This window comes from Arthrobacter sp. KNU-44, assembly GCF_051843155.1.
Lineage (GTDB): Bacteria > Actinomycetota > Actinomycetes > Actinomycetales > Micrococcaceae > Arthrobacter.
Genome location: NZ_JBPXNG010000002.1, coordinates 4114570 through 4140968 on the forward strand (window position 1 = coordinate 4114570; position 26399 = coordinate 4140968).

Annotated in this window: 20 protein-coding genes; 16 read left to right on the top strand and 4 right to left on the bottom strand. The window is 63.4% G+C overall.

All coding sequences use genetic code 11. From position 1 onward, the window contains the following. The first annotated feature begins 3 nt into the window (after positions 1 to 3). Both ACSVHC_RS20285 and rpsA read left to right on the top strand, forming a co-directional pair. Positions 4 to 936 (top strand): polysaccharide deacetylase family protein, encoded by a 933-nt coding sequence (locus tag ACSVHC_RS20285; protein ID WP_439181256.1) that lies wholly within the window; start codon positions 4 to 6, stop codon positions 934 to 936. Between the two features lie 167 nt (positions 937 to 1103). After that, positions 1104 to 2579, top strand: a complete 1476-nt coding sequence (rpsA, locus tag ACSVHC_RS20290; RefSeq protein WP_078108781.1) for a 30S ribosomal protein S1 — start codon at positions 1104 to 1106, stop codon at positions 2577 to 2579. 224 nt (positions 2580 to 2803) lie between these two features. Here the strand turns inward: rpsA and ACSVHC_RS20295 are convergent, their stop codons facing one another. Continuing rightward, a complete protein-coding gene (locus ACSVHC_RS20295) occupies positions 2804 to 3493 on the bottom strand; it encodes an IMPACT family protein (RefSeq protein ID WP_439181257.1) in 690 nt (229 codons plus the stop codon). A 22-nt stretch (positions 3494 to 3515) separates the two neighbouring features. Between ACSVHC_RS20295 and coaE the strand changes: the two genes are divergently transcribed. The 4 genes from coaE (at position 3516) to ACSVHC_RS20315 (ending at position 8404) form a co-directional block, all read left to right on the top strand. Further along, positions 3516 to 4733, top strand: a complete 1218-nt coding sequence (coaE, locus tag ACSVHC_RS20300; RefSeq protein ID WP_437770283.1) for a dephospho-CoA kinase — start codon at positions 3516 to 3518, stop codon at positions 4731 to 4733. 10 nt (positions 4734 to 4743) lie between these two features. Next, positions 4744 to 5073: a hypothetical protein gene (locus ACSVHC_RS20305; RefSeq protein ID WP_437770282.1), complete on the top strand. Its 330-nt coding sequence runs from the start codon at positions 4744 to 4746 to the stop codon at positions 5071 to 5073. A gap of 29 nt (positions 5074 to 5102) precedes the next feature. Continuing rightward, positions 5103 to 7190, top strand: coding sequence for an excinuclease ABC subunit UvrB (gene uvrB / locus ACSVHC_RS20310; RefSeq protein WP_437770281.1), 2088 nt, complete (start codon positions 5103 to 5105; stop codon positions 7188 to 7190). Positions 7191 to 7369: 179 nt separating this feature from the next. Further along, positions 7370 to 8404 (top strand): TerC family protein, encoded by a 1035-nt coding sequence (locus ACSVHC_RS20315; RefSeq protein WP_437770280.1) that lies wholly within the window; start codon positions 7370 to 7372, stop codon positions 8402 to 8404. A gap of 64 nt (positions 8405 to 8468) precedes the next feature. Here the strand turns inward: ACSVHC_RS20315 and ACSVHC_RS20320 are convergent, their stop codons facing one another. Genes ACSVHC_RS20320 through ACSVHC_RS20330 form a run of 3 tightly spaced genes read right to left on the bottom strand, consistent with a single transcriptional unit; the run spans position 8469 to position 12863 of the window. Continuing rightward, a complete protein-coding gene (locus ACSVHC_RS20320) occupies positions 8469 to 9824 on the bottom strand; it encodes an alpha/beta fold hydrolase (RefSeq protein WP_437770279.1) in 1356 nt (451 codons plus the stop codon). After that, entirely contained in the window at positions 9817 to 10317 is a 501-nt protein-coding gene (locus ACSVHC_RS20325; protein ID WP_437770278.1) for a GNAT family N-acetyltransferase, read from the bottom strand. The genes ACSVHC_RS20320 and ACSVHC_RS20325 overlap by 8 nt, the downstream gene beginning before the upstream one ends. Positions 10318 to 10337: 20 nt before the next feature. Continuing rightward, positions 10338 to 12863 (bottom strand): DEAD/DEAH box helicase, encoded by a 2526-nt coding sequence (locus ACSVHC_RS20330; RefSeq protein WP_437770277.1) that lies wholly within the window; start codon positions 12861 to 12863, stop codon positions 10338 to 10340. A gap of 57 nt (positions 12864 to 12920) precedes the next feature. Between ACSVHC_RS20330 and ACSVHC_RS20335 the strand changes: the two genes are divergently transcribed. The 10 genes from ACSVHC_RS20335 (at position 12921) to ACSVHC_RS20380 (ending at position 26396) form a co-directional block, all read left to right on the top strand. Then, the gene (locus ACSVHC_RS20335) at positions 12921 to 13700 is read left to right on the top strand and encodes a trans-aconitate 2-methyltransferase (RefSeq protein WP_439181258.1); all 780 of its coding nucleotides are present in this window, start codon (positions 12921 to 12923) and stop codon (positions 13698 to 13700) included. Between the two features lie 138 nt (positions 13701 to 13838). Beyond that, a complete protein-coding gene (locus ACSVHC_RS20340; protein ID WP_437770275.1) occupies positions 13839 to 15584 on the top strand; it encodes an ABC transporter ATP-binding protein in 1746 nt (581 codons plus the stop codon). A gap of 89 nt (positions 15585 to 15673) precedes the next feature. After that, positions 15674 to 17473 (top strand): ABC transporter ATP-binding protein, encoded by a 1800-nt coding sequence (locus ACSVHC_RS20345; RefSeq protein WP_439181406.1) that lies wholly within the window; start codon positions 15674 to 15676, stop codon positions 17471 to 17473. After that, positions 17470 to 17847: a GntR family transcriptional regulator gene (locus ACSVHC_RS20350; protein ID WP_437770273.1), complete on the top strand. Its 378-nt coding sequence runs from the start codon at positions 17470 to 17472 to the stop codon at positions 17845 to 17847. The genes ACSVHC_RS20345 and ACSVHC_RS20350 overlap by 4 nt, the downstream gene beginning before the upstream one ends. Positions 17848 to 17912: 65 nt before the next feature. Next, complete coding sequence (gene uvrA, locus ACSVHC_RS20355) at positions 17913 to 20840, top strand: excinuclease ABC subunit UvrA (protein WP_437770272.1); 2928 nt, start codon at positions 17913 to 17915, stop codon at positions 20838 to 20840. 100 nt (positions 20841 to 20940) lie between these two features. After that, entirely contained in the window at positions 20941 to 21657 is a 717-nt protein-coding gene (locus ACSVHC_RS20360; RefSeq protein WP_437770271.1) for an HAD hydrolase-like protein, read from the top strand. Further along, a complete protein-coding gene (locus ACSVHC_RS20365) occupies positions 21644 to 22312 on the top strand; it encodes a lysophospholipid acyltransferase family protein (protein ID WP_059389285.1) in 669 nt (222 codons plus the stop codon). Before ACSVHC_RS20360 ends, ACSVHC_RS20365 begins: the two co-directional genes overlap by 14 nt. A 59-nt stretch (positions 22313 to 22371) precedes the next feature. Continuing rightward, positions 22372 to 24369, top strand: coding sequence for an excinuclease ABC subunit UvrC (uvrC, locus tag ACSVHC_RS20370; protein WP_437770270.1), 1998 nt, complete (start codon positions 22372 to 22374; stop codon positions 24367 to 24369). A gap of 87 nt (positions 24370 to 24456) precedes the next feature. Beyond that, positions 24457 to 25380 (top strand): RNase adapter RapZ, encoded by a 924-nt coding sequence (gene rapZ / locus ACSVHC_RS20375; protein WP_234749478.1) that lies wholly within the window; start codon positions 24457 to 24459, stop codon positions 25378 to 25380. After that, complete coding sequence (locus tag ACSVHC_RS20380; protein WP_437770269.1) at positions 25380 to 26396, top strand: gluconeogenesis factor YvcK family protein; 1017 nt, start codon at positions 25380 to 25382, stop codon at positions 26394 to 26396. The genes rapZ and ACSVHC_RS20380 overlap by 1 nt, the downstream gene beginning before the upstream one ends. Positions 26397 to 26399 lie beyond the last annotated feature (3 nt).

Genomic DNA, 26399 nt, shown 5'->3' on the forward strand with positions numbered 1-26399 from the left:
TCCATGGGGGAATTCCAGCCGGGGGGCCACTCCTCCGGCCCATCAGGGCTGCCGGGCCGGCGGTCCTTGCTGGTGGCCGCCGCCGGACTCGCGATAACCGGCCTGGCCGCCTGTGCCCAACAACCGGCAACCGCCCCCGCGCCACGCCCCGTATCGGTTTCAACGCCGCTCGCGGAAGAGGTGGGCCAGCATCCGGTCGTGCCCGAGACCCGTCCGGCTCCGCCGTCGAGGTCCCAGGTTGTGGCGGAATTCTCCGGGCGCAAGCCCGTCGAATGGGGGCTTGCAGTCGCTGGCGTGGTATCGAAAACCGCGTCCACGCATGCGGTCTTGACGTTTGATGCTTGCGGTGGCCCCCAAGGCTCGGACTGCGATCAACGCTTGCTCAAGACCTTGCGCAAGCTGAACGTTCCGGCCACTTTGTTCGTCAATGGCCGTTGGATCAAGGCCAACCCCGGGCTGGCCGCCGAGCTCGCGGCCGATCCCTTGTTCGAGCTCGGCAACCACGGTTACCGGCACCAGCCCCTATCGGTCAACGGGCGCTCGGCGTACGGCATCCCGGGCACCGCCAACGCCGGCGAAGTGTATGACGAAATCATGGGCAACCAAGAGGTCATGGAGCGGCTCTGCGGCAAAACCCCCCGCTTTTTCAGGTCGGGAACCGCCTACTATGACGACGTCGCGGCGACAATCACCAATGCACTCGGACTTGTCCCCGTGAGCTTCACCGTGAACGGCGACGGCGGCGCGACCTTCCCGGCCCCGACCGTCGCGGGCGAAGTGGGGAAAATTGCTGCAGGACACGGCGCCGGCCAGATTGTGATCTCGCACTTCAACCAGCCCTCCGGTGGCACTGCAGAGGGATATGCCCGCGCCCTTCCAGGCTTGCTGGACCGTGGCGTGACGTTCGCGCGGCTTGGTGACACGCTGCCGCTTTGACCCTCATTGAGGCAAACGACTAGAATGAACGGGCGCATACTACGTGCGCGCAAATTTACAATCCACAATTCAGGATGACCCGGCATTTTGCCGTGTCCTGCCGACCGGCGACGGAAAGCGGGCGGTTTGCCTGACCGATACTCTATCCACAACGGAGCCCCTACTACATGACCATCACCTCCACCGAGAAGCCCGGTACCCCCGTAGTCGCGATCAACGACATCGGTACCGCTGAGGACTTCCTCGCAGCTGTCGACGCGACCATCAAGTACTTCAACGACGGAGACCTCGTCGAAGGTATCGTCGTCAAGGTTGACCGCGACGAAGTTCTGCTCGACATCGGTTACAAGACCGAAGGTGTCATCCCTTCCCGCGAGCTTTCCATCAAGCACGACGTTGACCCCGGGGACGTCGTCTCCGTTGGCGATCAGGTCGAAGCCCTGGTGCTCACCAAGGAAGACAAAGAAGGCCGACTGATCCTCTCCAAGAAGCGTGCTCAGTACGAGCGTGCCTGGGGCGACATCGAGAAGGTCAAGGAAGAAGACGGTGTCGTCACCGGTACCGTCATCGAGGTTGTCAAGGGTGGTCTTATCCTCGACATCGGTCTGCGCGGCTTCCTGCCCGCATCCCTCGTCGAGATGCGCCGCGTCCGCGACCTCGCTCCGTACATCGGTCAGCAGATCGAAGCCAAGATCATCGAGCTGGACAAGAACCGCAACAACGTTGTTCTTTCCCGCCGTGCATGGCTCGAGCAGACCCAGTCCGAGGTTCGCTCCACGTTCCTCAACAAGCTGGAAAAGGGCCAGGTTCGTCCCGGCGTCGTTTCCTCCATCGTCAACTTCGGTGCATTCGTGGACCTTGGCGGCGTAGATGGTCTGGTTCACGTTTCCGAGCTGTCCTGGAAGCACATCGACCACCCGTCCGAGGTCGTCGAGGTTGGCCAGGAAGTCACCGTCGAGGTTCTCGAAGTGGATCTGGACCGCGAGCGCGTGTCCCTGTCCCTCAAGGCCACTCAGGAAGACCCGTGGCAGACCTTCGCCCGCACCCACGCCCTCGGCCAGGTTGTTCCGGGTAAGGTCACCAAGCTGGTTCCGTTCGGTGCGTTCGTTCGCGTCGAAGACGGCATCGAAGGCCTCGTTCACATCTCCGAGCTGGCTGTTCGCCACGTTGAGCTTGCTGAGCAGGTCGTCTCCGTTGGCGACGAGCTCTTCGTCAAGGTCATCGACATCGACCTCGAGCGCCGCCGCATCTCCCTCTCCCTCAAGCAGGCTAACGAGGGCGTTGACGCCGACAGCACCGAGTTCGACCCGGCTCTGTACGGTATGGCCGCTGAGTACGACGAAGAGGGCAACTACAAGTACCCCGAGGGCTTCGACCCCGAGTCGAACGAATGGCTCGAGGGCTACGAGACGCAGCGCGCCGCTTGGGAGCAGCAGTACGCTGACGCCCAGGCACGTTGGGAAGCTCACAAGAAGCAGGTTTCCCAGCACGCTGCTGACGACGCCGCTGCTGCCGCTTCCGGCGAGAGCGACTCCGGCACCACCAGCTACTCCTCCGAGCCGGCTGTCACCGAGTCCAACGCGGGCACCCTGGCATCCGACGAGGCCCTCGCGGCTCTGCGCGAGAAGCTGACCGGCAACTAATTGCCACTGGCCTGGATTTTCAGGCCGGGATAAAAGCGGCTCCTGCGGTTCATTTACGAATCGCAGGAGCCGCTTTTGTTTAACCTAGTTCTACCGTTGCCCAGGTTGCTCAAGACCGGGATCCCCACTGGACATGCCCCTGGTTCGCAGCAAGGACTGGACATACGCCCACTATGTCCAGTGGTGGTGATCGGAGGAGGGCATGTCCCTTCGGGTGCGGAAGCTCAGGCCAGGACGTCGACCCATTCCGTTCCCCGCAATTGGAGTCCCGAGGCGCCGCCGGTCATCGACGCCAGCCGCTCACCGGCGTCGGCGATTGCGTTTGCATCATCGGGCAGGGCCACGCGCAGGATCGTCTCCGTGGGCTCATAGCTTGTTTCGGCCATGACGTATCCCGCGGAGCGCAGATCGTTTTCAAGCCTTCCGGCGGCGTAGTGGGGCACGGGGATGTCGCAAATCCGCAAGCGCCGTCGCTGAACCAGGGGAGCGGAGTCCAGTGCGGCCGAAATTGATTCGGAGTACGCACGGACCAGTCCGCCGGCGCCCAGGAGGATCCCGCCGAAATAGCGCACGACGACGGCACTTACGTCGCTGAGGGCAGTCACCCCGGGCAGTGTCTCGCGTTTGATGAGCGCCTCAAGCATGGGGATGCCCGCTGTTCCGGAGGGCTCGCCGTCGTCGCTGGAACGCTGGATGGCTCGATCGGGACCGAGGACGAATGCCGAGCAGTGGTGGCGGGCGTCATGGAATTCCTTGCGCAATTCCGCTACCAAGGCGCGCGCAGCATCTTCGTCGGGGGCGCGGCGTAGCACGGTGATGAAGCGCGAACGCCTGATCTCGAGTTCGTGGCGGAAATCGTCCCCAAGCGCCAACGTTGTGTACGCGGTCGCCCGGCTTTCTTCCTGTTCTGCCACCGACCCAGTCTAGTGTGGAGGGGTGCTGAAGATTGGACTTACCGGCGGGATCGCCTCCGGCAAATCGCTCGTGTCCGCCCGGCTAAGGAAGCTTGGCGCTGTCTTGATCGACGCCGATGCGCTGGCCCGCGAGGTCGTGGAACCGGGCACGCCAGGCTTGGCGGACGTCGTGTCCGAGTTCGGTCAAGGCATCGTCGACGCCGAAGGGCGCCTTGACCGGGCACGCCTCGGCGCGATTGTGTTCGCTGAGCCGGATCGCCGGGAGGCGCTCAACGCGATCATCCATCCACGCGTCCGGGAGAGGGCTGCCGCGATGCTCGCGACCGCGAAACCCGGAGACATCGTGGTCCAGGATATTCCGCTGCTGGTCGAAACCGGGCAGGGCAGCAGCTTCCACTTGGTGGTGGTGGTCGATGCGACGGACGAGGAACGGATCCGGCGCATGACGGAGATCCGTGGCATGACAGTTGAGGACGCGGTGTCCCGCATGGCAGCACAAGCCGGACGGGATGAACGGTTGGCGGCAGCCGACATCGTGTTGGACAACTCCGGAACCGTTGAGGATGTCACTGAGCTCGTGGAGACCCTCTGGGAAGAACGATTGGCACCGTTTGCCCGCAATCTTGCAGCCGGCCGCCCGGCACCGCGGGCCGGCGGACCCGTCTTGTCCCCGCCAAACCCCGACTGGCCGGTCCAGGCTGAAAGACTGCTTGCCAGGATCCTGCGGGCGTCTCCGGAGGTCTTGGGCGCAGACCACATCGGTTCGACGGCGGTACCCGGTCTTCGCGCCAGAGACGTCATCGACCTGCAGGTAAATGTGTCCTCCCTGGAAGCCGCAGACCGGATAGCCCGGGCCTTGGGTGAGGCCGGTTTCCCGTTACAGGCCTCCGCCCGTGACACACCCAAGCCGCCGGACCTCGATCCATCGGCATGGCAAAAGCGCTTCCATTGCAACGCGGACCCCGGGCGGCCCGCGAATGTCCATGTCCGGGTGCTTGGAAGTCCGGGCTGGCGTTATGCGTTGTTGTTCAGGGATTGGCTCCGCGCCAACTCCGACGCCGTCCGTATGTATGCGGACATGAAACAAGAGCTTGCCGCGCTCCACGGCGGCGACCACCGGACCTTGGAGTACGCGGAGGCCAAGGAGCCCTGGTTCGCCGAAGTGGCCTGGCCGCTCATGGATGCCTGGGCCAGGAGCAGCGGGTGGCAGCCGCCGTCGTACCCCATGGCGCAAGGCTAGGCCGGCAAGCATGGCCGGGAAACGGAGAATCACGCCCCATCTTGAGGGGCAGCGGCTCGGTGCCGTTCGCGCCCTGGTGTGGGCCGGCGTCGTGCTCATGGCCGGAGCCGCGCTGCTGTGGTTCCTGGCCGGCGGCCGCGAGGAGTTCGTCGCCGGAACGCAACCGCCGACGTGGCGCGTTCTCGTACCGGGCGCAGCCTTCTGGCTCGCGTGGACCGTCTGGCTTGTGTCCGGAGTGTGGTTCGCCGTCAAGATGTTCCGTTCCATCATGGGGCGGCTGGACGACAGCTGGACCAGGCCCGGCGGAGGTGACGGTTCCACCGGAAAACGCGGACAGTAACTGTCCGCGGGCGGGGGTACATTGGATTCATGAGTCTTGCCCAGGAGATCAATCGAGTCGTCGCGCCGTTTGAGGTCATTAGCGAATTCAAGCCGGCAGGCGACCAGCCGGCCGCTATCGCGGAGCTGACCGAACGGATCAACAACGGCGAGAAAGACGTCGTGCTGCTCGGCGCCACTGGTACAGGCAAGAGTGCCACCACCGCCTGGTTGATCGAACAGGTCCAGAGGCCCACTTTGGTGATGGTCCAGAACAAAACCCTGGCCGCGCAGCTCGCCAACGAGTTCCGGCAACTGCTGCCCAACAACGCGGTGGAGTACTTCGTTTCGTACTACGACTACTACCAGCCCGAAGCCTACGTTCCCCAGACGGATACCTTCATCGAGAAGGACTCCTCCGTGAATGAGGAAGTCGAGCGGCTGCGACACTCGGCCACCAACGCGCTGCTCACCCGCCGGGATGTCATCGTGGTGGCTACCGTGTCCTGCATCTACGGCCTAGGCACCCCGGAGGAATACATCGCCGGAATGGTCACGCTCACCAAGGGCGCCGAAATGAACCGGGACGATCTCCTGCGCAAGTTTGTCGGCATGCAGTACACCCGCAATGACATGGACTTCCACCGCGGCACGTTCCGCGTCCGCGGAGACACCGTGGAAATCATCCCCATGTACGAAGAGCTGGCCCTGCGCATCGAGTTCTTCGGTGACGAGATCGAGAACATTTACACGCTGCATCCGGTTACGGGCGACGTCATCCGCGAGGAAACCGAGATGTACATCTTCCCGGCCTCGCACTATGTCGCTGGTCCGGAACGCATGTCACGCGCCATCACAGCCATCGAGGGAGAGCTCGCGGAGCGGCTCAAGGTCCTCGAAGGCCAGAACAAACTGGTGGAGGCCCAGCGGCTGCGCATGCGCACCACCTACGACCTCGAGATGATGCAGCAAATGGGTTTCTGCAACGGCATCGAGAACTATTCACGCCACATCGATGGCCGCGGGTCCGGCACGGCACCGCACTGCCTCATCGACTACTTCCCGGACGACTTCCTTCTGGTCATCGACGAATCCCACGTCACGGTTCCACAGATCGGCGCGATGTACGAGGGTGACATGTCGCGCAAGCGCACCCTCGTGGACCACGGCTTCCGGCTACCTTCCGCCATGGACAACCGGCCGCTCAAGTGGGACGAATTCCTGGAACGGGTGGGCCAGACCGTCTATCTTTCCGCGACCCCCGGCAAGTACGAGCTCGGCAAGGCCGACGGGACCGTCCAGCAGATCATCCGCCCGACCGGCCTGATCGATCCCGAAGTCATCGTGAAGCCGACCAAGGGCCAGATCGACGACCTGCTTGGCGAAATCCGGTCGCGCGTGGAGCGCGACGAACGCGTGCTGGTCACTACGTTGACCAAGCGCATGGCCGAGGACTTGACCGACTACCTGCTGGGCCACGGGGTCAAGGTCCAATACCTGCACTCCGACGTCGACACACTCCGTCGCGTGGAGCTGCTCCGTGAACTCCGCATGGGCAGCTTCGACGTCCTGGTGGGCATCAACCTGCTCCGTGAGGGCCTCGACCTGCCCGAAGTGTCACTTGTCAGCATCCTCGACGCCGACAAGGAAGGCTTCCTGCGCTCGGCCACCTCCCTCATCCAGACCATCGGGCGCGCCGCCCGAAACGTCTCGGGCCAGGTCCACATGTACGCCGACCGGATCACGGACTCCATGGCCAAGGCCATCGAGGAAACCAACCGCCGCCGGGAAATCCAGGTCAAGTACAACTCGGACAATGGTGTCGATCCGCAACCGTTGCGCAAGAAGATCGCGGATATCACTGATCAGCTTGCCCGTGAAGACGCCGACACCCGCGAGTTGCTGGCCGCGGCCGGCAAGGGGGGCCGGACCGGCAAGGGCAAGGGCGCTACGAAGGTCCGGCAAGATGGCCTGGCCGCGGCGCCGGCCGAAGACCTGGTGGGATTGATCGAACAGCTGACCGAACAGATGCATGCGGCCGCCGCCGAACTCCAGTTCGAGATCGCTGCGAGGATCCGTGACGAGGTAGGAGACCTCAAGCGCGAACTGCGCCAAATGCAGTCCGCCGGGCACGCCTAGGGTAAAGTTGGGCGTACGTAGGGGAGTATCCCAAGCGCTAGGTCCGTCAACACGCAAGGCACAGACGCCTCGCCGGGCCTAGCGGATCGCCGTTTGAGCGCTGTTGCCTTTTGGCTTGGAGACGCAGGCAGGTCGGAGAGACTTACGCCGTTTTGGCGTACCTGCGAAAGGCATTTTAAATGCAACTCCCCGCCTGGTTTGAGATCGGCTCTTTTGTCGTTCTCGGAATCATCCTGCTTGTCGACCTTCTCCTGGTGGTCAAGCGTCCTCACGAACCCTCCATGAAGGAAGCAGGCCTCTGGGTCGCCTTCTACGTCACCCTTGCCTTGGTGTTCGCCGGAGCGATGTTCGTTTTTGCCGGCCCGGAGCATGGCAGCCAGTTCATCGCCGGTTGGGTGACCGAATACAGCCTGAGTATCGACAACCTCTTTGTCTTCATCATCATCATGGCGCGGTTCTCGGTGCCCCGTAAGTACCAGCAGGAAGTACTCATGGTGGGCATCATCATCGCCCTCGTCCTGCGTGGCATCTTCATTGCCCTGGGTGCCGTGGTGATTGAGCAGTTCAGTTGGGTCTTCTACATCTTCGGCGCGTTCCTCCTGTGGACAGCGTGGAAGCAGGCCACGGACAACGGCGAAGACGAGGAAGACGGCGCCGAAAACCCTTTGATTGCACGCATCCGCAAAGTTGTCCCGATGTCGGAAAAGTTCGACGGCGGCAAGCTTCGCACCACGGTCAACGGCAAGAAGCTGTTTACGCCGATGCTCATCGTCTTCGTGACCATCGGCATGACGGACCTCTTGTTCGCCGTGGACTCCATTCCGGCCATCTTCGGACTGACGCAGAGCGCCTTCATCGTCTTCACTGCCAACATCTTCGCCCTCATGGGCCTGCGCCAGCTGTACTTCCTGCTTGGCGGCCTCATGGGCAGGCTGATCTACCTCAAGCACGCATTGTCGGTCATCCTCGCGTTCATCGGCGTCAAGCTGGTCCTGCACGCCATGCACGTCAACGAACTGCCCTTCATCAACGGCGGCCACCATATTGAATGGGCTCCGGAGATTCCAACCTATGTGTCCCTCGCGGTCATCATCGGCACCATCGTTGTGGCGGTTTTCGCGAGCCTCCTGACGCCGGCCGCCAGCAAGTCCAAACTGGACGCACGGCTCGAGGAAGATTCCCGCAAGAGCATGAACAAGGTCCGTGGCCACTAAGGACTGCGGAGCCATTAACAACAGGGGAGCGTTTTGGAGCCCCGGTCATTGCCATGGCCGGGGCTCAGTTCTTACCGCGGGCCATCCCCAGGAGCCGGTTGAAGATTCCTTCGCCGTCTTCGCCGATGCCATCGTGATGAAAGTCGCCCGTGGTCCAGGGCTGCAGTCCGCGGACGGCGGCTGCGGTTTCCATGGAGAGCTGGAAGTCCACATAGATATCGTCGCGGTACACGGCAGCCGCGACGGGCACGGTGTTCGAGTTCAGCCGGGTCACATCGTAGAGGGGTTTCCAGTCTTGCTTGGCGGCCAACAGCTCGGCTACCTCCTGCAGGGGTACGAGCGCCGGATCCTGTTCGAAGTACCAGGGGTAGACCATTTCGCCCGTCAGGAGCGGCTCCGCGACGTCGGGCTGGAACTCGGGGAATTCCGCGCGCACCCGCCACGCCGCCCAGTCGGTGGCCTGCCCTTGGCCGTAGATGGACTCGTGCAGGACCGCGTACAGGGGATTCGATGCGCGGGAAACGAGCCCGTGGACCTGTTCCAGAAACGCGTCTGCGAGGCGTTCTCCCTCCCGAGAGGGCACGAAGGCATCCTCCAGGAGGGTGTGCAGGGCATCCACGCGGGCGTTCCCGCCCAGGAACGATCCCACCATTTGGAAGCGTTCCGTGGTGAGGCGTTCTCCGCTGGGCAGCCGCTCCTCCGTGGATTCCAGATGCCGCGCAATCCGGGTAACCAGCTTGCGGTCCTCCGGATACCACGCGAAGTATTCCGCGTTCCGTTCCGCAACCCGTTGGAAGGTGGCCCGGTAGACGCGCTCGGCCGGACCTTCCAACGGGGCCAGCCCTCCCGTGATGAGTACTTCGCTCAACCCTTCCGGCGCGAAGGACAGGTATGTCAGCGCACAGAAACCGCCGAAGCTCTGACCCAGGACTGTCCACGGCTCCGAGCCCAAGGTCATCCGGATGAGTTCGGCGTCGGCCACGATCGAATCTGCCCGGAAATGCGTGAGGTAGTCCGCCTGCGCCGCGGCATCGCCGCGGAGCGGCAAGGTATTGCGGTCCGCCGGAGTGGACAGTCCCGTGCCCCGTTGATCCAGCATCAGGATACGGAAACTCCTCGCGGCAGCCTTCATCCAACCGGATAAGGACGTGGTCCGGGTTCCGCGTCCGCCGGGCCCGCCCTGGAGGTAGAGCAACCACGGCAGCCGCGACGCGTCCTGCTCCGAGTGCTCCGCGGAGACGAACTCGCGGGCGAAGACGGTGATCGTCTCCGCGTTGCCTGGAGCTTCCTCACCGGACGCCCAATGGTCGAGGGGAACCGTGAAGAAGTGCTCCGTGGTGCGGACACCACGGAATTCGTGGCGTGCCCGGACGGTGTGGGCCCCTTGCTGGACCGCATGTTCAGCCACGCGCTCAGCCACGAGCCATCACCTTGGCATCGCTGCCGAAGGCACCCAGCGCCTCGCCGGTCAACCGGAAGGTCGACCAGCCGTCCATCGGAACGGCACCGAGGCCGCGGTAGAAGTTGATGGACGGTTCATTCCAATCCAGGACGCTCCATTCCACCCGCGCGTAACCGCGTTCGACGGCGGTGGCGGCCAGATGCTGCAGGAGCGCCTTCCCGTGGCCCTCGCCGCGCGCATCGGGCGTGACGTAGAGGTCCTCGAGGTAGATGCCGTGGACGCCTTCCCACGTGGAGTAGTTCAGGAACCACAAAGCGAATCCCTGCACGTCTCCTGCCCCGTTTTCCGCCATGTGCGCATACACCCGCGGATTTGCGCCGAACAAAGCCTCGGTGAGCATTTCCGGCGTGTTCTTCACGGCGTCGGGCTCTTTTTCATAGACCGCAAGCTCGTGGATCATCTGCAGGATCGCAGGGACATCGGACACTGTGGCAGGGCGGATAACACTCATGGTTCGAGCTTACTAGGCGCCTAGAGGCGGTTGACCGCGGTCACCTTGACCACGGCGGTGCCGCTCTCGTCGGAGGCCGCCAGATCCACTTCGGCGGAAACGCCCCAGTCATGGTTGCGGGCCGGGTCATCGAAAATCTGCCGCACCCGCCAGATGCCGGGTTCCTCAGTGATCATAAGGAGTCCCGGGCCCCGGGCGTCGGGGCCGGTTCCAATGTCGTCGTGTTCGTCGAAGTAGTCGTCCAAAGCGTCTTCCCAGCGCTCCGCATCCCAGCCGCTGCCGGCGTCGAGCTCGCCCAACGCGGCCGCGTCCTCGTCCGCGAACAACTCGACCCGCCGGAACATTTCGTTGCGGACCATGACCCTGAAGGCGCGGATGTTGGACGTGAGCGACGGCGGGGGAGGCGGCGGAGCGTCGTGCGGGGTCGGAGCCACTCCGGAGGTGAGCTCTTCCCACTCGTCGAGCAGGCTGGAGTCGACTTGGCGGACCAGTTCACCCAGCCAGGCGATGAGGTCCTCGAGGTCTTCGCGGAGCGAGTCCTGCGGGACCGTCTGGCGCAGCGCCTTGAAGCCATCGGCCAGATACCGCAGCACGATCCCCTCGGAGCGGGCCAGACCGTAGAACTGGACGAACTCGCCGAAATTCATGGCGCGCTCGTACATGTCCCGGACCACCGACTTGGGAGCCAGTTCGAAGTCGCCCACCCACGGTGCGGCCTTGCGGTACACCTCGAATGCTTCGCCCAGGATCTCCGCCAAAGGCTGCGGGTAGCTGACTTCTTCAAGCATCGCCATGCGTTGGTCGTAGTCAATGCCGTCGGCCTTCATCGCGGCGACCGCTTCGCCGCGGGCCTTCTTCTGCTGCGCAGAGAGAATCTGCCGGGGTTTCTCGAGGGTTGCTTCGATCACGGACACTACGTCCAAGGCGTACGACGGCGACTCCGGATCCAGCAGCTCGAGCGCGGCAAGGGCAAACGGTGAGAGCGGCTGGTTCAAGGCGAAGTTGGCTTGCAGGTGAACGGTCAGCCGGACGGAACGGCCTTCTTTCTCCTGCTCGGCCTCGGGAATGCGCTCAACCACTCCGGCTGCCAACAGCTCGCGGTAGATACTGAGGGCCTTCTTCATGAGCTGCAGTTGCGCGGGCCGTGTCTCGTGGTTTTCGGTGAGCAGACGGCGGGCAGCGGCGAAGGGGTCGCCGGGGCGCTCCATCAAGTTGAGCAGCATTGCATGCGTCACGGTGAAACTCGAGGTCAACGGGTCCGGCACGGACTCCACCAAACGGGTGAAGGTGGGCTTCCCCCAGGAGACGAAGCCTTCCGGCGGCTTCTTCCGCACGACTTGCCGCAGTTTCTTCTGGTCGTCGCCGAACTTCGCGGTGGCCTTCGCCATCGCCTTCGCGTTCTCCACGACGTGTTCGGGAGCCTGCACAACGACTGTTCCGGCAGTGTCATAGCCCGCGCGGCCGGCGCGGCCGGCGATTTGGTGGAATTCCCGGGAGTTCAGCACCCGGGTGCGGACGCCGTCGTATTTGCTGAGAGCCGTCAGGAGGACCGTGCGGATGGGAACGTTGATCCCGACCCCGAGCGTGTCGGTGCCGCAAATGACCTTCAAGAGTCCTGCCTGTGCCAGTTGCTCCACGAGGCGGCGGTACTTGGGCAGCATGCCGGCGTGGTGGACGCCGATGCCGTGGCGGACCAGCCGGTTCAGGGTCTTGCCGAAGCCGGCGGCGAACCTGAAACCGGCGATCAGCTCGGCAATCTTGTCCTTCTCCTCGCGGGTGCACATGTTGACGCTCATGAGGTTCTGGGCCCGCTCGATGGCTTCGACCTGGCTGAAATGCACTACATACACGGGAACCTGCTTGGTGCTCAGCAGTTCCTCAAGGGTTTCGTGGACCGGCGTTTCCTGGAAGTAGTAGTGGAGCGGGATGGGGCGTTCGGCCGAACTGACGGTGGTGGTGGGCCGTCCGGTGAGTTCCCCCAGGCCGGTTTCGAAGCGGCTGACGTCTCCCAGGGTGGCCGACATCAGCAGGAATTGCGCCTGGGGGAGTTCCAGTAGCGGCACTTGCCACGCCCAACCGCGCTGGGGATCGGAGTAGAAGTGGAATTCGTCCATGACCACCGTGCCAAGCTCGGCTTCCTTGCCTTCGCGCAAAGCGATATTGGCGAGGATTTCGGCGGTGCAGCAGATGATCGGGGCATCCTGGTTGACTCCCGAATCGCCCGTGATCATGCCAACGTTCTCGGCTCCGAAAATGTCGCAGAGGGCGAAGAACTTCTCGGAGACCAAGGCCTTGATGGGGGCGGTGTAGTAGCTGCGCATACCGCGGGACATCGCTTCGAAGTGCGCGGCGATCGCCACAAGGGACTTCCCGGAACCGGTGGGGGTTGCCAGGATGACATTGGAGCCAGACGCGAGTTCCATGATGGCCTCGTCCTGGGCGGGGTACAGCTGAAGCCCGCGGCTCTCCGCCCATTCGACGAAGCGTGTGTAGATTTCGTCCGGGTCAACGCGTCCGCTGTCGGGGAGCTGCTCAAGAAGTTTCATTGCCTTCCAGCTTAGTGTGAGTGGAGCGGACGACGGAGACCGACAATGGAGGATGCAGTGAAGTGGGATCCAGCCAAGTACGTCGAGTTCGGCAATTACCGCGACCGGCCGTTTTTTGACCTGACCTCGAGGATCCTGGCGGAGGACCCCCGGCACGTCGTGGATCTGGGCTGCGGACCGGGGAACTTGACGGCGACCCTCGCGTCGCGGTGGCCGGATGCCGCCGTCGTCGGGCTGGACTCCTCCGAGGAAATGCTGGCCAAAGCCCGGGTCCTCGCTGCCGCGCAACCGGGGCTTTCGTTCGCGCCGGCCGACATTGCCGAGTGGACACCGGAAGCGGACACCGACGTCGTGGTCAGCAATGCAGCGCTGCAGTGGGTGCCGGGGCACCTGGCGATGCTCGCCACCTGGCTCGAAGCGCTGAAACCGGGCGCATGGTTTGCGCTCCAAGTCCCCGGAAACTTCGGTGCGCCTTCCCACGTGCTCATGCGCGAACTGGCCGCCTCACCGAAGTGGTCCGGAAGGCTGTGCGGTGTGCTGCGCCATGACGACGCGGTGGGGGAACCGGCCGACTACCTGCGGATCATGCTCGACGCCGGATGCGGCGCCGACGCCTGGGAAACCATTTACCAGCAACTTCTGCCGGGAGCCGATCCTGTCCTCGAGTGGGTGCGCGGGACCGGCCTGCGGCCAGTGCTAGCGGCACTTCGCGAAGACGAGGCACGCGACTTCGAAAACGAATACGCGGCCGCGCTCCGCGAGGCATATCCACGGGGCCGGCACGGGACCGTGTTTGCCTTCCGCAGGGTTTTTGCGGTGGCACAAAAGCTAGGCTGAGCGGTCCCACGTCCAAAGGACGCCGGAAGTGCCGCAATTGCAAGGTTTCGCACTGTGTTCTGAACTACAATGGCAACGCGATCTCGGGGTGGCATCGTGCGGAATCCGCTACTCCGGAGGCCAACGATTGGAGGCAGTGTGCTGGCATCTTTGCTGTTGCAGCGCCTCGCCCCCTATAAGGCCCACGTGCTGGCCATCGTTCTCCTCCAGCTTGTCCAGACCGGTGCCACACTCCTCCTGCCCACCTTCAATGCCAAGATCGTCGACGACGGCCTGGTCGCCGGTAACAGCGAGGTGATTCTGCGCCTGGGCGCCTGGATGCTGGTTCTTACGGTGATCCAGGTGCTTGCCGCAGTGCTCGCAGGCTACCTTGGAGCGATTGTCGCCATGAAGGTTGGCCGCGGGCTGCGGCGGGAACTCTTCGACAAAATTCATTCCCTGCCCGATCAAGACGTCGCAGCCTTCGGACCGGCCAGCCTCGTGGTCAGGACCACCAATGACGTCCTGCAGCTGCAGAACATCACGGTGCTCGTTTTCGGCATGCTCGTGGCAGCGCCCGTCATGGGCATCGGAGGCGTGATCCTGGCAGTCGAACAGGACGTTGCCCTGTCCTGGATTGTTTTCGCCATCGTTCCCGTGCTGCTGATCATCATGCTGTTGATTGTCCGCAAGCTCGTCCCGCTGTATCGCGAGGGCCAAGGACTGGTGGATCGGATCAATGGCGTGCTCCGCGAACAGATCCTGGGGACCGCGGTCATCCGTGCCTTTGTCCGCCAGCCGTTTGAGATGAAACGGTTCGAGGCCGCCAACGACGCCCTGACAAAGAACAATCTCCGTTCTGCCCGGATCGTCGCGGCCATGCTTCCGCTCGTCATGACCGTGGTCAACCTTTCTTCCGCGGGCGTGGTCTGGCTTGGCGGGCACCGCATCATCGCCGGCGACATGCAGCTGGGTGCGCTCACTGCATTTATCGCTTACATCATGCAGATCCTCCTCGCGATCATGATGGCAATGTATGTATTAAGCACGGCGCCCCGGGCGGCTGTCAGCGCTGAACGCGTCACCGAAGTGCTCAATACGGAATCCGAAATTGTCCTGCCGGGAAACAGCGCCGGTGGGATGGTGGCTCGCCCCTCGCGGTCGGAAGGCCTGCGTTTCGACAGCGTGGTTTTCGCCTACCCGGGAGCCGAAACGCCCGTATTGGACAGCATTACCTTCCGCGCGGCTCCGGGGACTACGACGGCGGTCATCGGCTCCACGGGAAGCGGCAAGTCGACCATCGTCAGCCTTGTGCCGAGACTCCTCGAAGTGAGCAGTGGAAGCATCACGCTCGACGGCCGGGACATCGCGACCTTTCCGCTCGGGGCTTTGCGTGACCAGCTCGGCGTCGTGCCCCAGGAGAGCTGGCTGTTCCGCGGCACCATCGCCGAGAACCTTCGGATTTCACTACCGTCGGCGACGGATTCGCAATTGTGGCATGCCCTTGAGACGGCCCAAGCCGCGGATTTCGTGAACGAGTTGCCTCAAGGACTGGAAACCACGTTGTCCCAGGGCGGCGCCGGTCTGTCCGGCGGTCAGCGACAGCGCTTATGCATAGCTCGTGCAATTCTGCGCCGCGCATCCGTCTACCTGTTTGACGATAGCTTCTCGGCGCTGGACACAGTGACGGAAGCAAAGCTCCGTGCCGCGCTTGAACCGGAACTCCGCGGGGCGACCGTCATCCTTGTCGCCCAGCGCGTCAATACCGTGGTGTCGGCGGACCAGATACTGCTCATCGACGAGGGCCGCCTGGTGGCACAAGGAACTCACGACGAACTTCTTGAGTCCTCGGTGACCTACCGGGAAATCGTAGCGTCCCAGCTGGAAACGGAAGAAGCCGCGTGAGCAGCGAAGGCGAGCACCTCGCCGTCACAGCGAAACCGTCGCGTTCGCTCCTCCGCCTGGTGGGCTTGATGAAGCCCTCCCGGGGAATCATGACAACGGCGATCCTGTGCATCTGCGGCTTTGTCACGCTCAATGTCGCCGCCCCCAAGATACTCGGTGACGCCACCGACGTCATCGCGGCAGCGGTGTTCGGCGCGCAGTTCGACGCCGGGCGCTTCGTCTTCCTGTTGCTCCTGGCTGCAGGCATGTATTGCGTCACCTCGTTGCTCAGCTGGGCGCAGGGCCGCCTCAACGCCCTCGCCGTGCAGCGGCTTGCATACGACCTCCGCGAAGCCGTGGAAGCGAAACTGCACCGGCTTCCCGTGGCCTATTACGACGGCCGCTCCCGGGGCGACGTCTTGAGCCGCGCCACGAACGACCTCGACAACGTGTCGCAGACGCTCAACCAGCTCCTTTCCCAGCTCCTGACCTCAACGCTGATGGTCATAGGTTCCCTCGGGATGATGCTGCTGCTTTCGCCGCTTCTCGCCCTCGTGTCCCTGCTGGCCGTTCCGGTTTCGGCGCTGGCGTCGATTGTCGTGACCCGACGCTCGCAGAAATACTTCGTCCGGCAGTGGGAAGCCACGGGGGACGTGAACTCCCTCGTGGAGGAGACAGCCACAGGTCATGAGACCATCAAGCTTTTCAACGCCCAGTCGTCGATGGCCGTCCGCTTCGCTGACCACAACGACGGCCTGTACGCCGCCAGTTCCAAGGCGCAGTTCGCTTCGGGGTTGCTGGTACCCCTCATGGCCTTCGTGTCGAACGCCAGCTACGTGGGGGTTGCCATTGTTGGTGCACTCCAGTTCCTCGCCGGGGCGATGAGCATCGGCGGCATTCAAGCGTTCATCCAATTCAACCGGCTCTTCAGCCAGCCGCTGGGCCAGATCGGCGGAATGGCCCAGGTCCTGCAATCGTGCGCAGTTTCCGCCAGCAGGGTCTTCGAGCTGTTGGACGCCGCTGAACTAACACGGGAACCGGAGGAACCGGACGACGGTGCGCGCGCCGTCGCCGGTTCGGCCTTCGATTCCCGGTTTGATGCCCCTTCGGGGCGGGTTGCCTTTGAACGTATCTCCTTCCGCTACAGGCCGGACGCGCCCCTGATCGAGGACCTGTCCTTCCACGTGGAACCGGGACAGACGGTGGCAATCGTCGGGCACACCGGAGCGGGGAAGACCACGCTGATCAGCCTCCTCATGCGTTTCCACGAACTCGGCTCCGGAAGGATCACCATCGACGGCGTGGACATCGCCGGCATGGGACGTGATGCGCTCCGCCGGAATTTCGGCGTCGTTCTCCAGGATCCGTGGATTTTCACCGGCACCATCCGGGAGAACATTGAGTATGGACTTCCGGGCGCCAGCGAGGCAGAGATCGTGGCCGCAGCCGAGGCGAGCCATGTTGACCACTTTGTCCGCTCGCTGCCCAACGGTTACTCAACCATGCTCAGCAACGGAGGCGATCCCCTCAGCCAGGGCCAGAGGCAATTGCTCAGCATCGCGCGCGCACGGCTCTCGGGCCGCCCCATTCTGATCCTGGACGAGGCGACAAGTTCGGTCGATACCCGCACGGAAGTCCTTATCCGCCAAGCGCTGCACAGACTGCGGAGCAACAAGACGTCATTCGTCATTGCGCACCGCTTGTCCACCATCCGCGACGCTGATCTAATTCTCGTCATGGACCACGGACGGATCGTTGAACACGGCACCCATCATTCGCTATTGGAGCTTGGCGGGCACTACACCCACTTGCACGAAGCTCAGTATGCCGCCGGTGGCGGCGAACTCGCCGCGATGCCGGTGAAGTCCGCGAAGCATCGCGCCGGCCAGGGGGAGAGGGAAGCCTCATGAGTCCGCTTGAGTTTCCCGGTTCGTGGCGTCCCAGTCAGTCCAGCACGGTCGCCCTGTATGAACAGCTTCGGCTCCGCATCATCGAGTTGGCCGACGGCGGTACCTTGGCTGTCGGTACCAAACTTCCCGCGGTGCGCAGCCTGGCCGAACGGTTGGATGTCGCCCCCCACACGGTGGCCCGGGCCTACAAGGAACTTGAAGCTGCCGGGGTAGTCGCCACTCGTGGCCGCAATGGAACCGTGGTGTGCGCCCGGGATGACCGCTGGAGCGCATTGGCAGGCGTGGCTGCGAGCTACTCGGCGGCGGCCAAAGCGCAGGGCGCCAGTTTCGCGGAGGCTGTGCAGCTTCTGGCGGCCGCCTACGACGCCGATTGATACCTGCCGGTAGGCTGCGGGAAGCCACATGGAAATTCGAAGAAGTTTTCGATTAGCATTAGTGGGTGCCTAAAGCCGTAGCTGAAGTCCCCGCCGTCGAATCCTTCGCAAGCGTTACCGCGCATCAACCTGCCGCGCCGGTAAGACATGACCTGTCCCGGCTCGTGGTCAAGGGAGCGCGGGAACACAACCTGCGCAACGTCGATCTTGACCTTCCCCGTGACGCCATGATCGTTTTCACGGGCTTGTCAGGATCAGGCAAGTCGTCCTTGGCCTTCGACACCATCTTCGCCGAGGGCCAGCGCCGGTACGTGGAGTCATTGTCGGCTTATGCCCGCCAGTTCCTGGGCCAAGTGGACAAACCGGACGTGGATTTCATCGAGGGCCTTTCCCCGGCGGTCTCGATCGACCAGAAGTCGACGAGCAAGAACCCGCGTTCCACCGTGGGCACCATCACCGAGATCTACGACTACATGCGCCTTCTCTGGGCACGAGTCGGCCGGCCGCATTGCCCGGTGTGCCACGAACCGATCACGCGCCAGACGCCGCAGCAGATCGTCGACCAGCTCCTGGAACTCGAATCCGGCACCCGCTTCCAGATCCTTGCTCCCGTTGTCCGCGGACGCAAGGGTGAATTCGTCGAACTCTTCAAAGAGCTCACCGCCAAGGGATACTCGCGTGCCCGGGTGGACGGAGATCTCGTCCAGCTGAGCGATCCGCCCAAGCTCGGCAAGCAATTCAAGCACTCCATTGAAGTGGTGGTGGACCGGCTGGTGGTCAAGGAAGGGATCAGCCAACGGCTGACCGACTCGATCGAAACCGCGCTCGGACTTGCGGAAGGCCGGGTGCTGGTCGAGTTCGTGGATCTCGACGCCGAGGACCCCGCACGGATCCGGGCCTTCTCCGAAAACCTTGCGTGCCCCAATGAGCACCCGCTGGCCATCGACGAAATCGAGCCCCGGTCCTTCTCGTTCAACAACCCCTTCGGCGCATGTGCCGCCTGCAGCGGCATCGGCACCAAGCTTGAAGTCGATGAAGAATTGGTAGTCCCCAACCCGGAACTTTCCTTGAACCAGGGGGCCATCGCGCCTTGGTCGCTGGGTACTGCCACCACGGAGTACTGGAACCGGCTCCTGGAGGGCCTGGCCTTGGAGCTCGACTTCTCCATGGACACCCCGTGGGAAAAGCTGTCGCAGGAAGTCCGGCAGACGGTGCTGCATGGCAAGGACCACAAGGTAGTTGTCCAGTACCGCAACAGGTTCGGCCGGGAGCGCAAGTACAGCACCGGCTTCGAAGGCGCCATCCAGTACGTCCATCGCAAGCACGGCGAAACGGATTCCGACTGGGCGCGCGACCGCTACGAAGAGTACATGCGGCAGGTTCCCTGCCCTGCCTGCAACGGTGCCCGGCTTAATCCGGCGTCGTTGTCCGTTACGATCAACGGCAAGTCCATCGCCGAAGTTGCAGCCCTTCCGATGCGGGACTGCGCGGACTTCCTCGGCAGCCTCACTCTCACCGACCGCGAAGCCCAGATTGCCCACCAGGTTCTCAAGGAGATCCAGGCACGCCTGACGTTCCTGCTCGATGTGGGGCTCGAATACCTGAATCTCGAACGGCCGTCCGGGACCTTGTCCGGCGGTGAGGCCCAGCGCATCCGGCTTGCCACGCAGATCGGCTCCGGCTTGGTCGGCGTCCTGTATGTCCTGGACGAGCCGTCCATCGGGCTGCACCAGAAGGACAACCGCCGCCTCATCGAAACGCTCACCCGGTTGCGTGATCTCGGCAACACGCTGATCGTCGTCGAACACGACGAAGACACCATCCAGGAGGCCGACTGGGTAGTGGACATCGGACCTGGCGCCGGCGAGCACGGTGGCCAAGTGGTGCACTCCGGTTCTTACAAGGAACTCCTGGAAAATACGAACTCGCTGACCGGCGACTATTTGTCCGGACGGCGCAAGATCGACATTCCGGCAAAGCGGCGCAAATATGACAAGAAGCGCGAGCTCAAAGTCATCGGCGCACGCGAAAACAACCTGAACAACATTGACGCCACCTTCCCGCTGGGTCTCTTCACGGCCGTCACTGGCGTCAGTGGTTCAGGGAAGTCCACCCTGGTGAACGAGATCCTGTACAAGGTTCTCGCCAACAAGCTCAACGGTGCAAAGCAAGTCGCCGGCCGGCATCGTTCCGTGGCAGGCCTTGAGCACCTCGACAAGGTGGTCCACGTGGACCAGAGCCCTATCGGGCGGACCCCACGTTCCAACCCCGCCACCTACACCGGCGTCTTCGACAACATCCGGAAGCTTTTCGCGGAAACCACCGAAGCCAAGGTCCGCGGATACCAGCCTGGCCGCTTCTCCTTCAACGTCAAGGGCGGCCGCTGTGAAGCATGCTCCGGCGACGGCACCCTGAAGATCGAGATGAACTTCCTGCCGGACGTGTATGTTCCGTGCGAGGTGTGCCATGGCGCCCGGTACAACCGGGAAACCCTCGAAGTCCATTACAAGGGCAAGACCATCGCGGACGTCCTCAACATGCCCATCGAGGAGGGTGCCGAGTTCTTTGCCGCTTTCACCCCCATCGCGCGGCATTTGAACACCCTCGTCGACGTCGGTCTCGGCTATGTGCGGCTCGGTCAGCCCGCTACTACGCTTTCCGGTGGCGAGGCGCAACGCGTGAAGCTGGCCTCGGAACTGCAGAAGCGTTCGAACGGCCGGAGCGTCTACGTTTTGGATGAGCCCACTACAGGCCTCCACTTCGAGGACATCCGCAAGCTGCTCATGGTGCTGCAGGGGCTGGTGGACAAGGGCAACACGGTCATCACCATCGAACACAACCTTGACGTCATCAAGTCCGCCGACTGGATCGTGGACCTTGGCCCCAATGGCGGTTCAGGCGGCGGGCGCGTCGTGGCAACGGGCACGCCGGAACAGGTTGCCAAGTCCACGGAAAGCCATACCGCTACCTTCCTCGCGGAGATTCTCGGCTAGTCCTGTGTGAACGGCCGGGGAATATTCCGGGGACGATCGAAGTATTCCTTGGCCGGCATGTGAGTTTCAGGCATGCCTCAACTCGTGAGAAACTAACCCGGTGACTCAAACAATGGTGCCCGTAATCTTTGATCTGGACGGCACCCTTGTCGATCCTGCAGGTGGCATAACAGGCGGCATCGCCGCGGCCCTGGGCGAAATGGGCCTCCGTGTGCCGGATCAAGCGGTGCTGGACTCCATGGTTGGACCCAAGCTCAGCGATTCCCTGGAGCACATTGCCGGGGTTCCCACAGGAAAAGTCGACGAAGTCATTGGGCTGTACCGCAGCTATTACCGTTCCGTCGGAATCGCTCAAAGCCGGCTCTATCCTGGTATCCGGGAGCTCCTGCAGTTCTTCGCAGAGTCGCGGCGGCCGGTTGCCGTGGCCACCCAGAAACCACAAGGCTTGGCGCACATCGTGTTGGAGCACCACGGCATTGCCGGCTTCTTTGCCTCGATCTGCGGTGCGCCGGACGACGAGTCAATGGCCGCCAATACAGCTCCGGGTAAGGTGGCAATTGTTGGTGCTGCGCTGGCCACGTTGCGTTCCCAGCCTGCGGTGATGGTCGGAGACCGCCACCAGGATGTTGCCGGTGCCATGGCCAATGGCCTTGACTGCATCGGGGTCAGTTGGGGATTTGCGCCCGACGGCGAACTTCAGGAGGCAGGCGCCGTCGCCGTTGTGGACACGGCGGCACAGCTGCTGAAGAAGATCGAAGAACTTGACGCTGTCCGCGCGGCGGCCCTGAGCGAGGTGCAGAACGATGGAAGCCTTTGATGTCATCCGCTGGACCACGCGCGGACTGATTTCCAGCACTTGCCGGCCCACGGTCATCGGGCTGGAAAACGTGCCCAAGGAAGGGCCCTTCATTGTGGCCCCGAACCATTTGTCTTTTCTGGACAGTGTGATCGTCCAGGCCTTGATGCCGCGCCCGGTGGGCTTCTTTGCCAAGGCCGAGTACTTCACCACCAAGGGCTTCAAAGGCCGCGCGATGAAGGCGTTCTTCCAGGCAGTTGGATCGATTCCGGTGGAACGCGGAGAGCAAGCAGCCAGTGTGCAGGCCCTCAAGACCCTCCTGGACATCCTGGAGAACGGCCGGGGCATCGGTATCTATCCCGAGGGGACCCGCTCCCGGGACGGCTTGCTCTACCGCGGGCGTACCGGGGTCGGCTGGCTTGCCCTGACCACGGGGGCGCCTGTGGTGCCGGTCGGCCTCATCGGCACGGACAAGCTGCAGCCCGTGGACCGCAACACCGTCCGTCCGCAGCATTTCACCATGAAGGTCGGCGAGCCGCTGTACTTCGAGAAGACCGGTCCGGACCATTCGCTGCCGGCCAGGCGCGAAGTAACTGACAAGATCATGGATGCCATTGCGGTGTTGAGCGGCCAGGAACGTTCCACCAGTTACAACCAGAGCAAGTCCGCGGAGTAGCTTCGGGCGGGCTGGCCGGCCCGTACGGGGGAGTGCGATTCCCTTACTAGACTGGATCTGTGGCAGATCCAGCGAGTTATCGACCCCAGACGGGAGAAATCCCCACCACCCCCGGCGTCTATCGGTTCCGGGATCCGCACGGCCGTGTCATCTACGTTGGCAAGGCGAAGAACCTCCGCTCCCGGCTGAACTCGTACTTCGCCAACCCTGCGGGCTTGCTGCCGAAGACGCATGCGATGGTGCACGCGGCCAGCAGCGTCGAATGGACGATGGTGGGCAGCGAGCTTGAGTCGCTTCAGCTCGAATACACCTGGATCAAGGAATTCAAGCCGCGCTTCAACGTCGTCTTCCGCGATGACAAGACCTATCCGTACCTCGCCGTGAGCATGGCGGAGAAGCTCCCGCGGGTCCAGGTCATGCGCGGGGAGCGCCGCAAGGGCACCCGCTACTTCGGGCCGTACACGGCCGGTGCAATCCGCGAAACCATGGACACCTTGTTGCGGGTCTTTCCGGTCCGCAGCTGCAGTCCGGGCGTGTTGAAGCGCGCCCAGGCCAGCGGCCGGCCATGCTTGCTGGGCTACATCGACAAATGCTCGGCCCCGTGTGTCGGCCGTGTCACCGCCGAGGAGCACCGGGCCATCGCGGAAGACTTCTGCTCGTTCATGGGTGGCGAAGCCAAACGCTTCATCACCCGCCTCGAAAAGGACATGGGCGCTGCCGTCGCCGAGCTGGACTACGAACGGGCAGCCCGGCTCCGGGACGACATCATCGCCCTCCGCAAAGTGTTCGAGCGCAACGCCGTCGTGCTCTCCGAAGACACCGACGCGGATGTCTTCGCCCTGCACGATGACGACCTTGAGGCTTCCGTGCAGGTATTCCACGTCAGGGGTGGCCGGGTGCGCGGCCAGCGGGGCTGGGTCGTGGAAAAAGTCGAGGACGCCACCACCCCGGAGCTCATCGAGCACCTGTTGCAGCAGGTCTACGGAGAGGACAGCGACAACCAAGGCCGTATTCCGCGCGAAGTCCTCGTGCCGGAGATTCCGAGCAACCACCACGAACTGCTTGAATGGCTCGGCGGCCTCAGGGGCGCCAAGGTGGATATCCGGGTGCCGCAGCGCGGGGACAAGGCTGCCCTCATGTCCACCGTCCGCGAAAACGCCGAGCAGGCGCTGAAGCTCCACAAAGTCCGGCGGGCGGGCGATATCACCGTGCGCTCCCTGGCACTCCAGGAACTGCAGGAAGCGCTCGATCTTCCCGTGCCCCTGCTCCGGATCGAGTGCTACGACATTTCCCATGTGCAGGGCACCAACGTGGTTGCGTCCATGGTGGTGGTGGAGGACGGCCTCCCCAAGAAATCCGACTACAGGAAGTTCTCCATCACGGGTGCGGCGGCAAGCGACGATACCGCTGCGATGCACGACGTCCTGACCAGGCGCTTCAGGCATTACCTGCAGGATAAGTCCGCCCAGCTCCCCAAGAGTGGGGAGGTTCCGAACCCTGGCGCCGGGGAACCGTCGTCGCCGGATGATGCTGCCCTCACGGGAGCCAAAGCGAAATTCGCCTATCCGCCCAACCTCGTCGTCGTCGACGGCGGGCAGCCCCAGGTGAATGCCGCCGCGCGGGCACTCGCGGAGCTGGGGATCGACGACGTCTACGTCGTGGGCCTGGCCAAGCGCCTCGAAGAAGTCTGGTTGCCGGACAGCGACTTCCCGGTGATTCTGCCCCGCACATCGCAGGGGCTCTACTTGCTCCAGCGCATCCGCGACGAAGCCCACCGTTTCGCCATCACCTTCCACCGGCAGAAGCGTGGAAAGGCGATGACTGTGTCCGCGCTCGACGGCGTTCCGGGCCTCGGCGAGGCCAAACGGAAGGCGCTCGTGGCGCATTTCGGTTCGCTCAAGAAGATCAAGGCGGCAACGGCCCTTGAGCTCACTGCCGCGAAGGGGATCGGCCCGGCATTGGCGGAAGCGGTCGTCAGCCATCTGGCGGCAGCCAGCGCCTCCGGAGAAGCCGCTCCCGCAGTAAACATGACCACCGGCGAAATCCTTGAAATTTAGCTAGGGTAATAAGCGGACCCCTCCTCAAGGGGTCCGCTTATGGACCATCCCACAAACTTTGGACCATCTCAGAAACGGGGAAACTTGATGTCAGAGTCAACAGCAGGATCCGGCGCGGAGCAGGACGGTCTCATCCCCGTCAAGCCTGTCGAAGCGGAACTGCTGGTGGTGACTGGCATGTCCGGAGCAGGCCGCAGCACCGCCTCGGACGCCCTGGAAGACCACGGCTGGTACGTCGTCGAAAACCTCCCGCCGCAGATGCTGGGGACGCTTGCCGAAATCGTCTCGCACGCGCCGCAGTCCATTCCCAAACTCGCCGTCGTCGTGGACGTGCGCAGCAAAGGACTCTTCACCGATATCAGGACGGCGCTCGGCGCCCTCAGCGCAAGCGGAATCACCTTCCGTGTCCTCTTCCTTGATGCCAGCGACAACGTCCTGGTGCGGCGCTTCGAGCAGGGCCGCCGCCCGCATCCGCTCCAAGGCGGTGGCCGGATCCTGGACGGCATCGCGGCGGAACGCGACGTCCTGAAGGAACTCCGGGAATCGGCCGACGTGGTCCTGGACACGAGTACGTACAACGTCCACGGCCTGGCAACCGCCATCACCGAACTCTTCACCGACACAGGCCCTGTGGCGTTGCGCTTGAACGTCATGAGCTTCGGCTTCAAATACGGGCTGCCCGTGGACGCCAACTTCGTGGCGGATGCACGCTTCATCCCCAACCCGCACTGGGTTCCGAAATTGCGTCCGCACACGGGACTCGACGCCGATGTCAGCGACTACGTCTTGGGGGCCGCGGGCGTGAAGGACTTCGTTGACCGCTATGTCCTTGCCTTGGAGCCCGTCCTGGACGGCTATCGGACAGAAAACAAGCACTACGCCACCATCGCTGTTGGTTGCACGGGCGGCAAGCACCGTTCGGTCGCGGTCGCCGTCGAACTTTCGAAGCGGCTCGCGCAATATCCCCGGGTCACCGTCACCACAAGCCACCGCGATCTGGGTCGCGAATAATGGGGGTGCTGACCGGACCCCTGCCGCTGGTTCCACCGAAGGGTACCCCTGGCAGCCAGCCGGCCAAGGGCCCATCGGTTGTGGCACTCGGCGGCGGACACGGGCTTTCCGCGTCGTTGTCGGCATTGCGCCTCCTGACCTCCGAGCTCACCGCGATTGTCACCGTTGCCGACGACGGCGGATCCTCCGGGCGGTTGCGCCAGGAGTACGGCGTCCTTCCGCCCGGCGACCTTCGAATGGCGCTGAGCGCCCTTTGTGACGACACCGATTGGGGACGCACCTGGCGGGACGTCATGCAGCATCGCTTCAAGACTCCGAGCGGACGCCAGGGCTCCTTGGACGATCACGCCATGGGGAACCTGCTCATCGTCACCCTTTGGGAGCTTCTGGGCGACGCAGTGGCGGGATTGAAATGGGCAGGCGCCCTTCTGGGTGCCCGTGGCCAGGTCCTCCCGATGTCCACCCAGCCGCTGAACATCGAGGGCGACGTCCGCGTGCCCTTGCCGGGGGGCGGGTACGAGTTCCAGGTCGTCAAAGGCCAGGCCAAGTGCGCCGTTGCCGGATCGCTCGAAAACGTGAGGCTCCTCCCGGAGGACGCGCGCGCGTGCATCGAAGCGCTGACTGCAATCGAGCTTGCGGACTGGATCATTCTGGGTCCCGGCTCCTGGTACACGTCCGTGTTGCCGCATTTGCTGTTGCCCGAAATGCGCCAGGCTTTGTGCGACACTCCCGCCAAACGCTGCCTCACCATGAACCTCGCCATGGACACCAAGGAAACCTCCGGGATGTCCGCCGCGGATCATCTGGATGCCTTGCGCCACTACGCGCCGGAGTTCAGCGTGGACGTCGTCCTGGCCGATCCGACCTCGATATCGGACCTCAAGGACTTCGAACGCGCTGTCGGGATGATTGGTGCGGAGGTGGTCTTGGGTAAAGTGGGGGCGTCGAGCCGCCGTCCAGTCCACGACCCGCTGCGTCTGGCATCGGCGTACCACGATATCTTCGGGAATAGTTAGGAA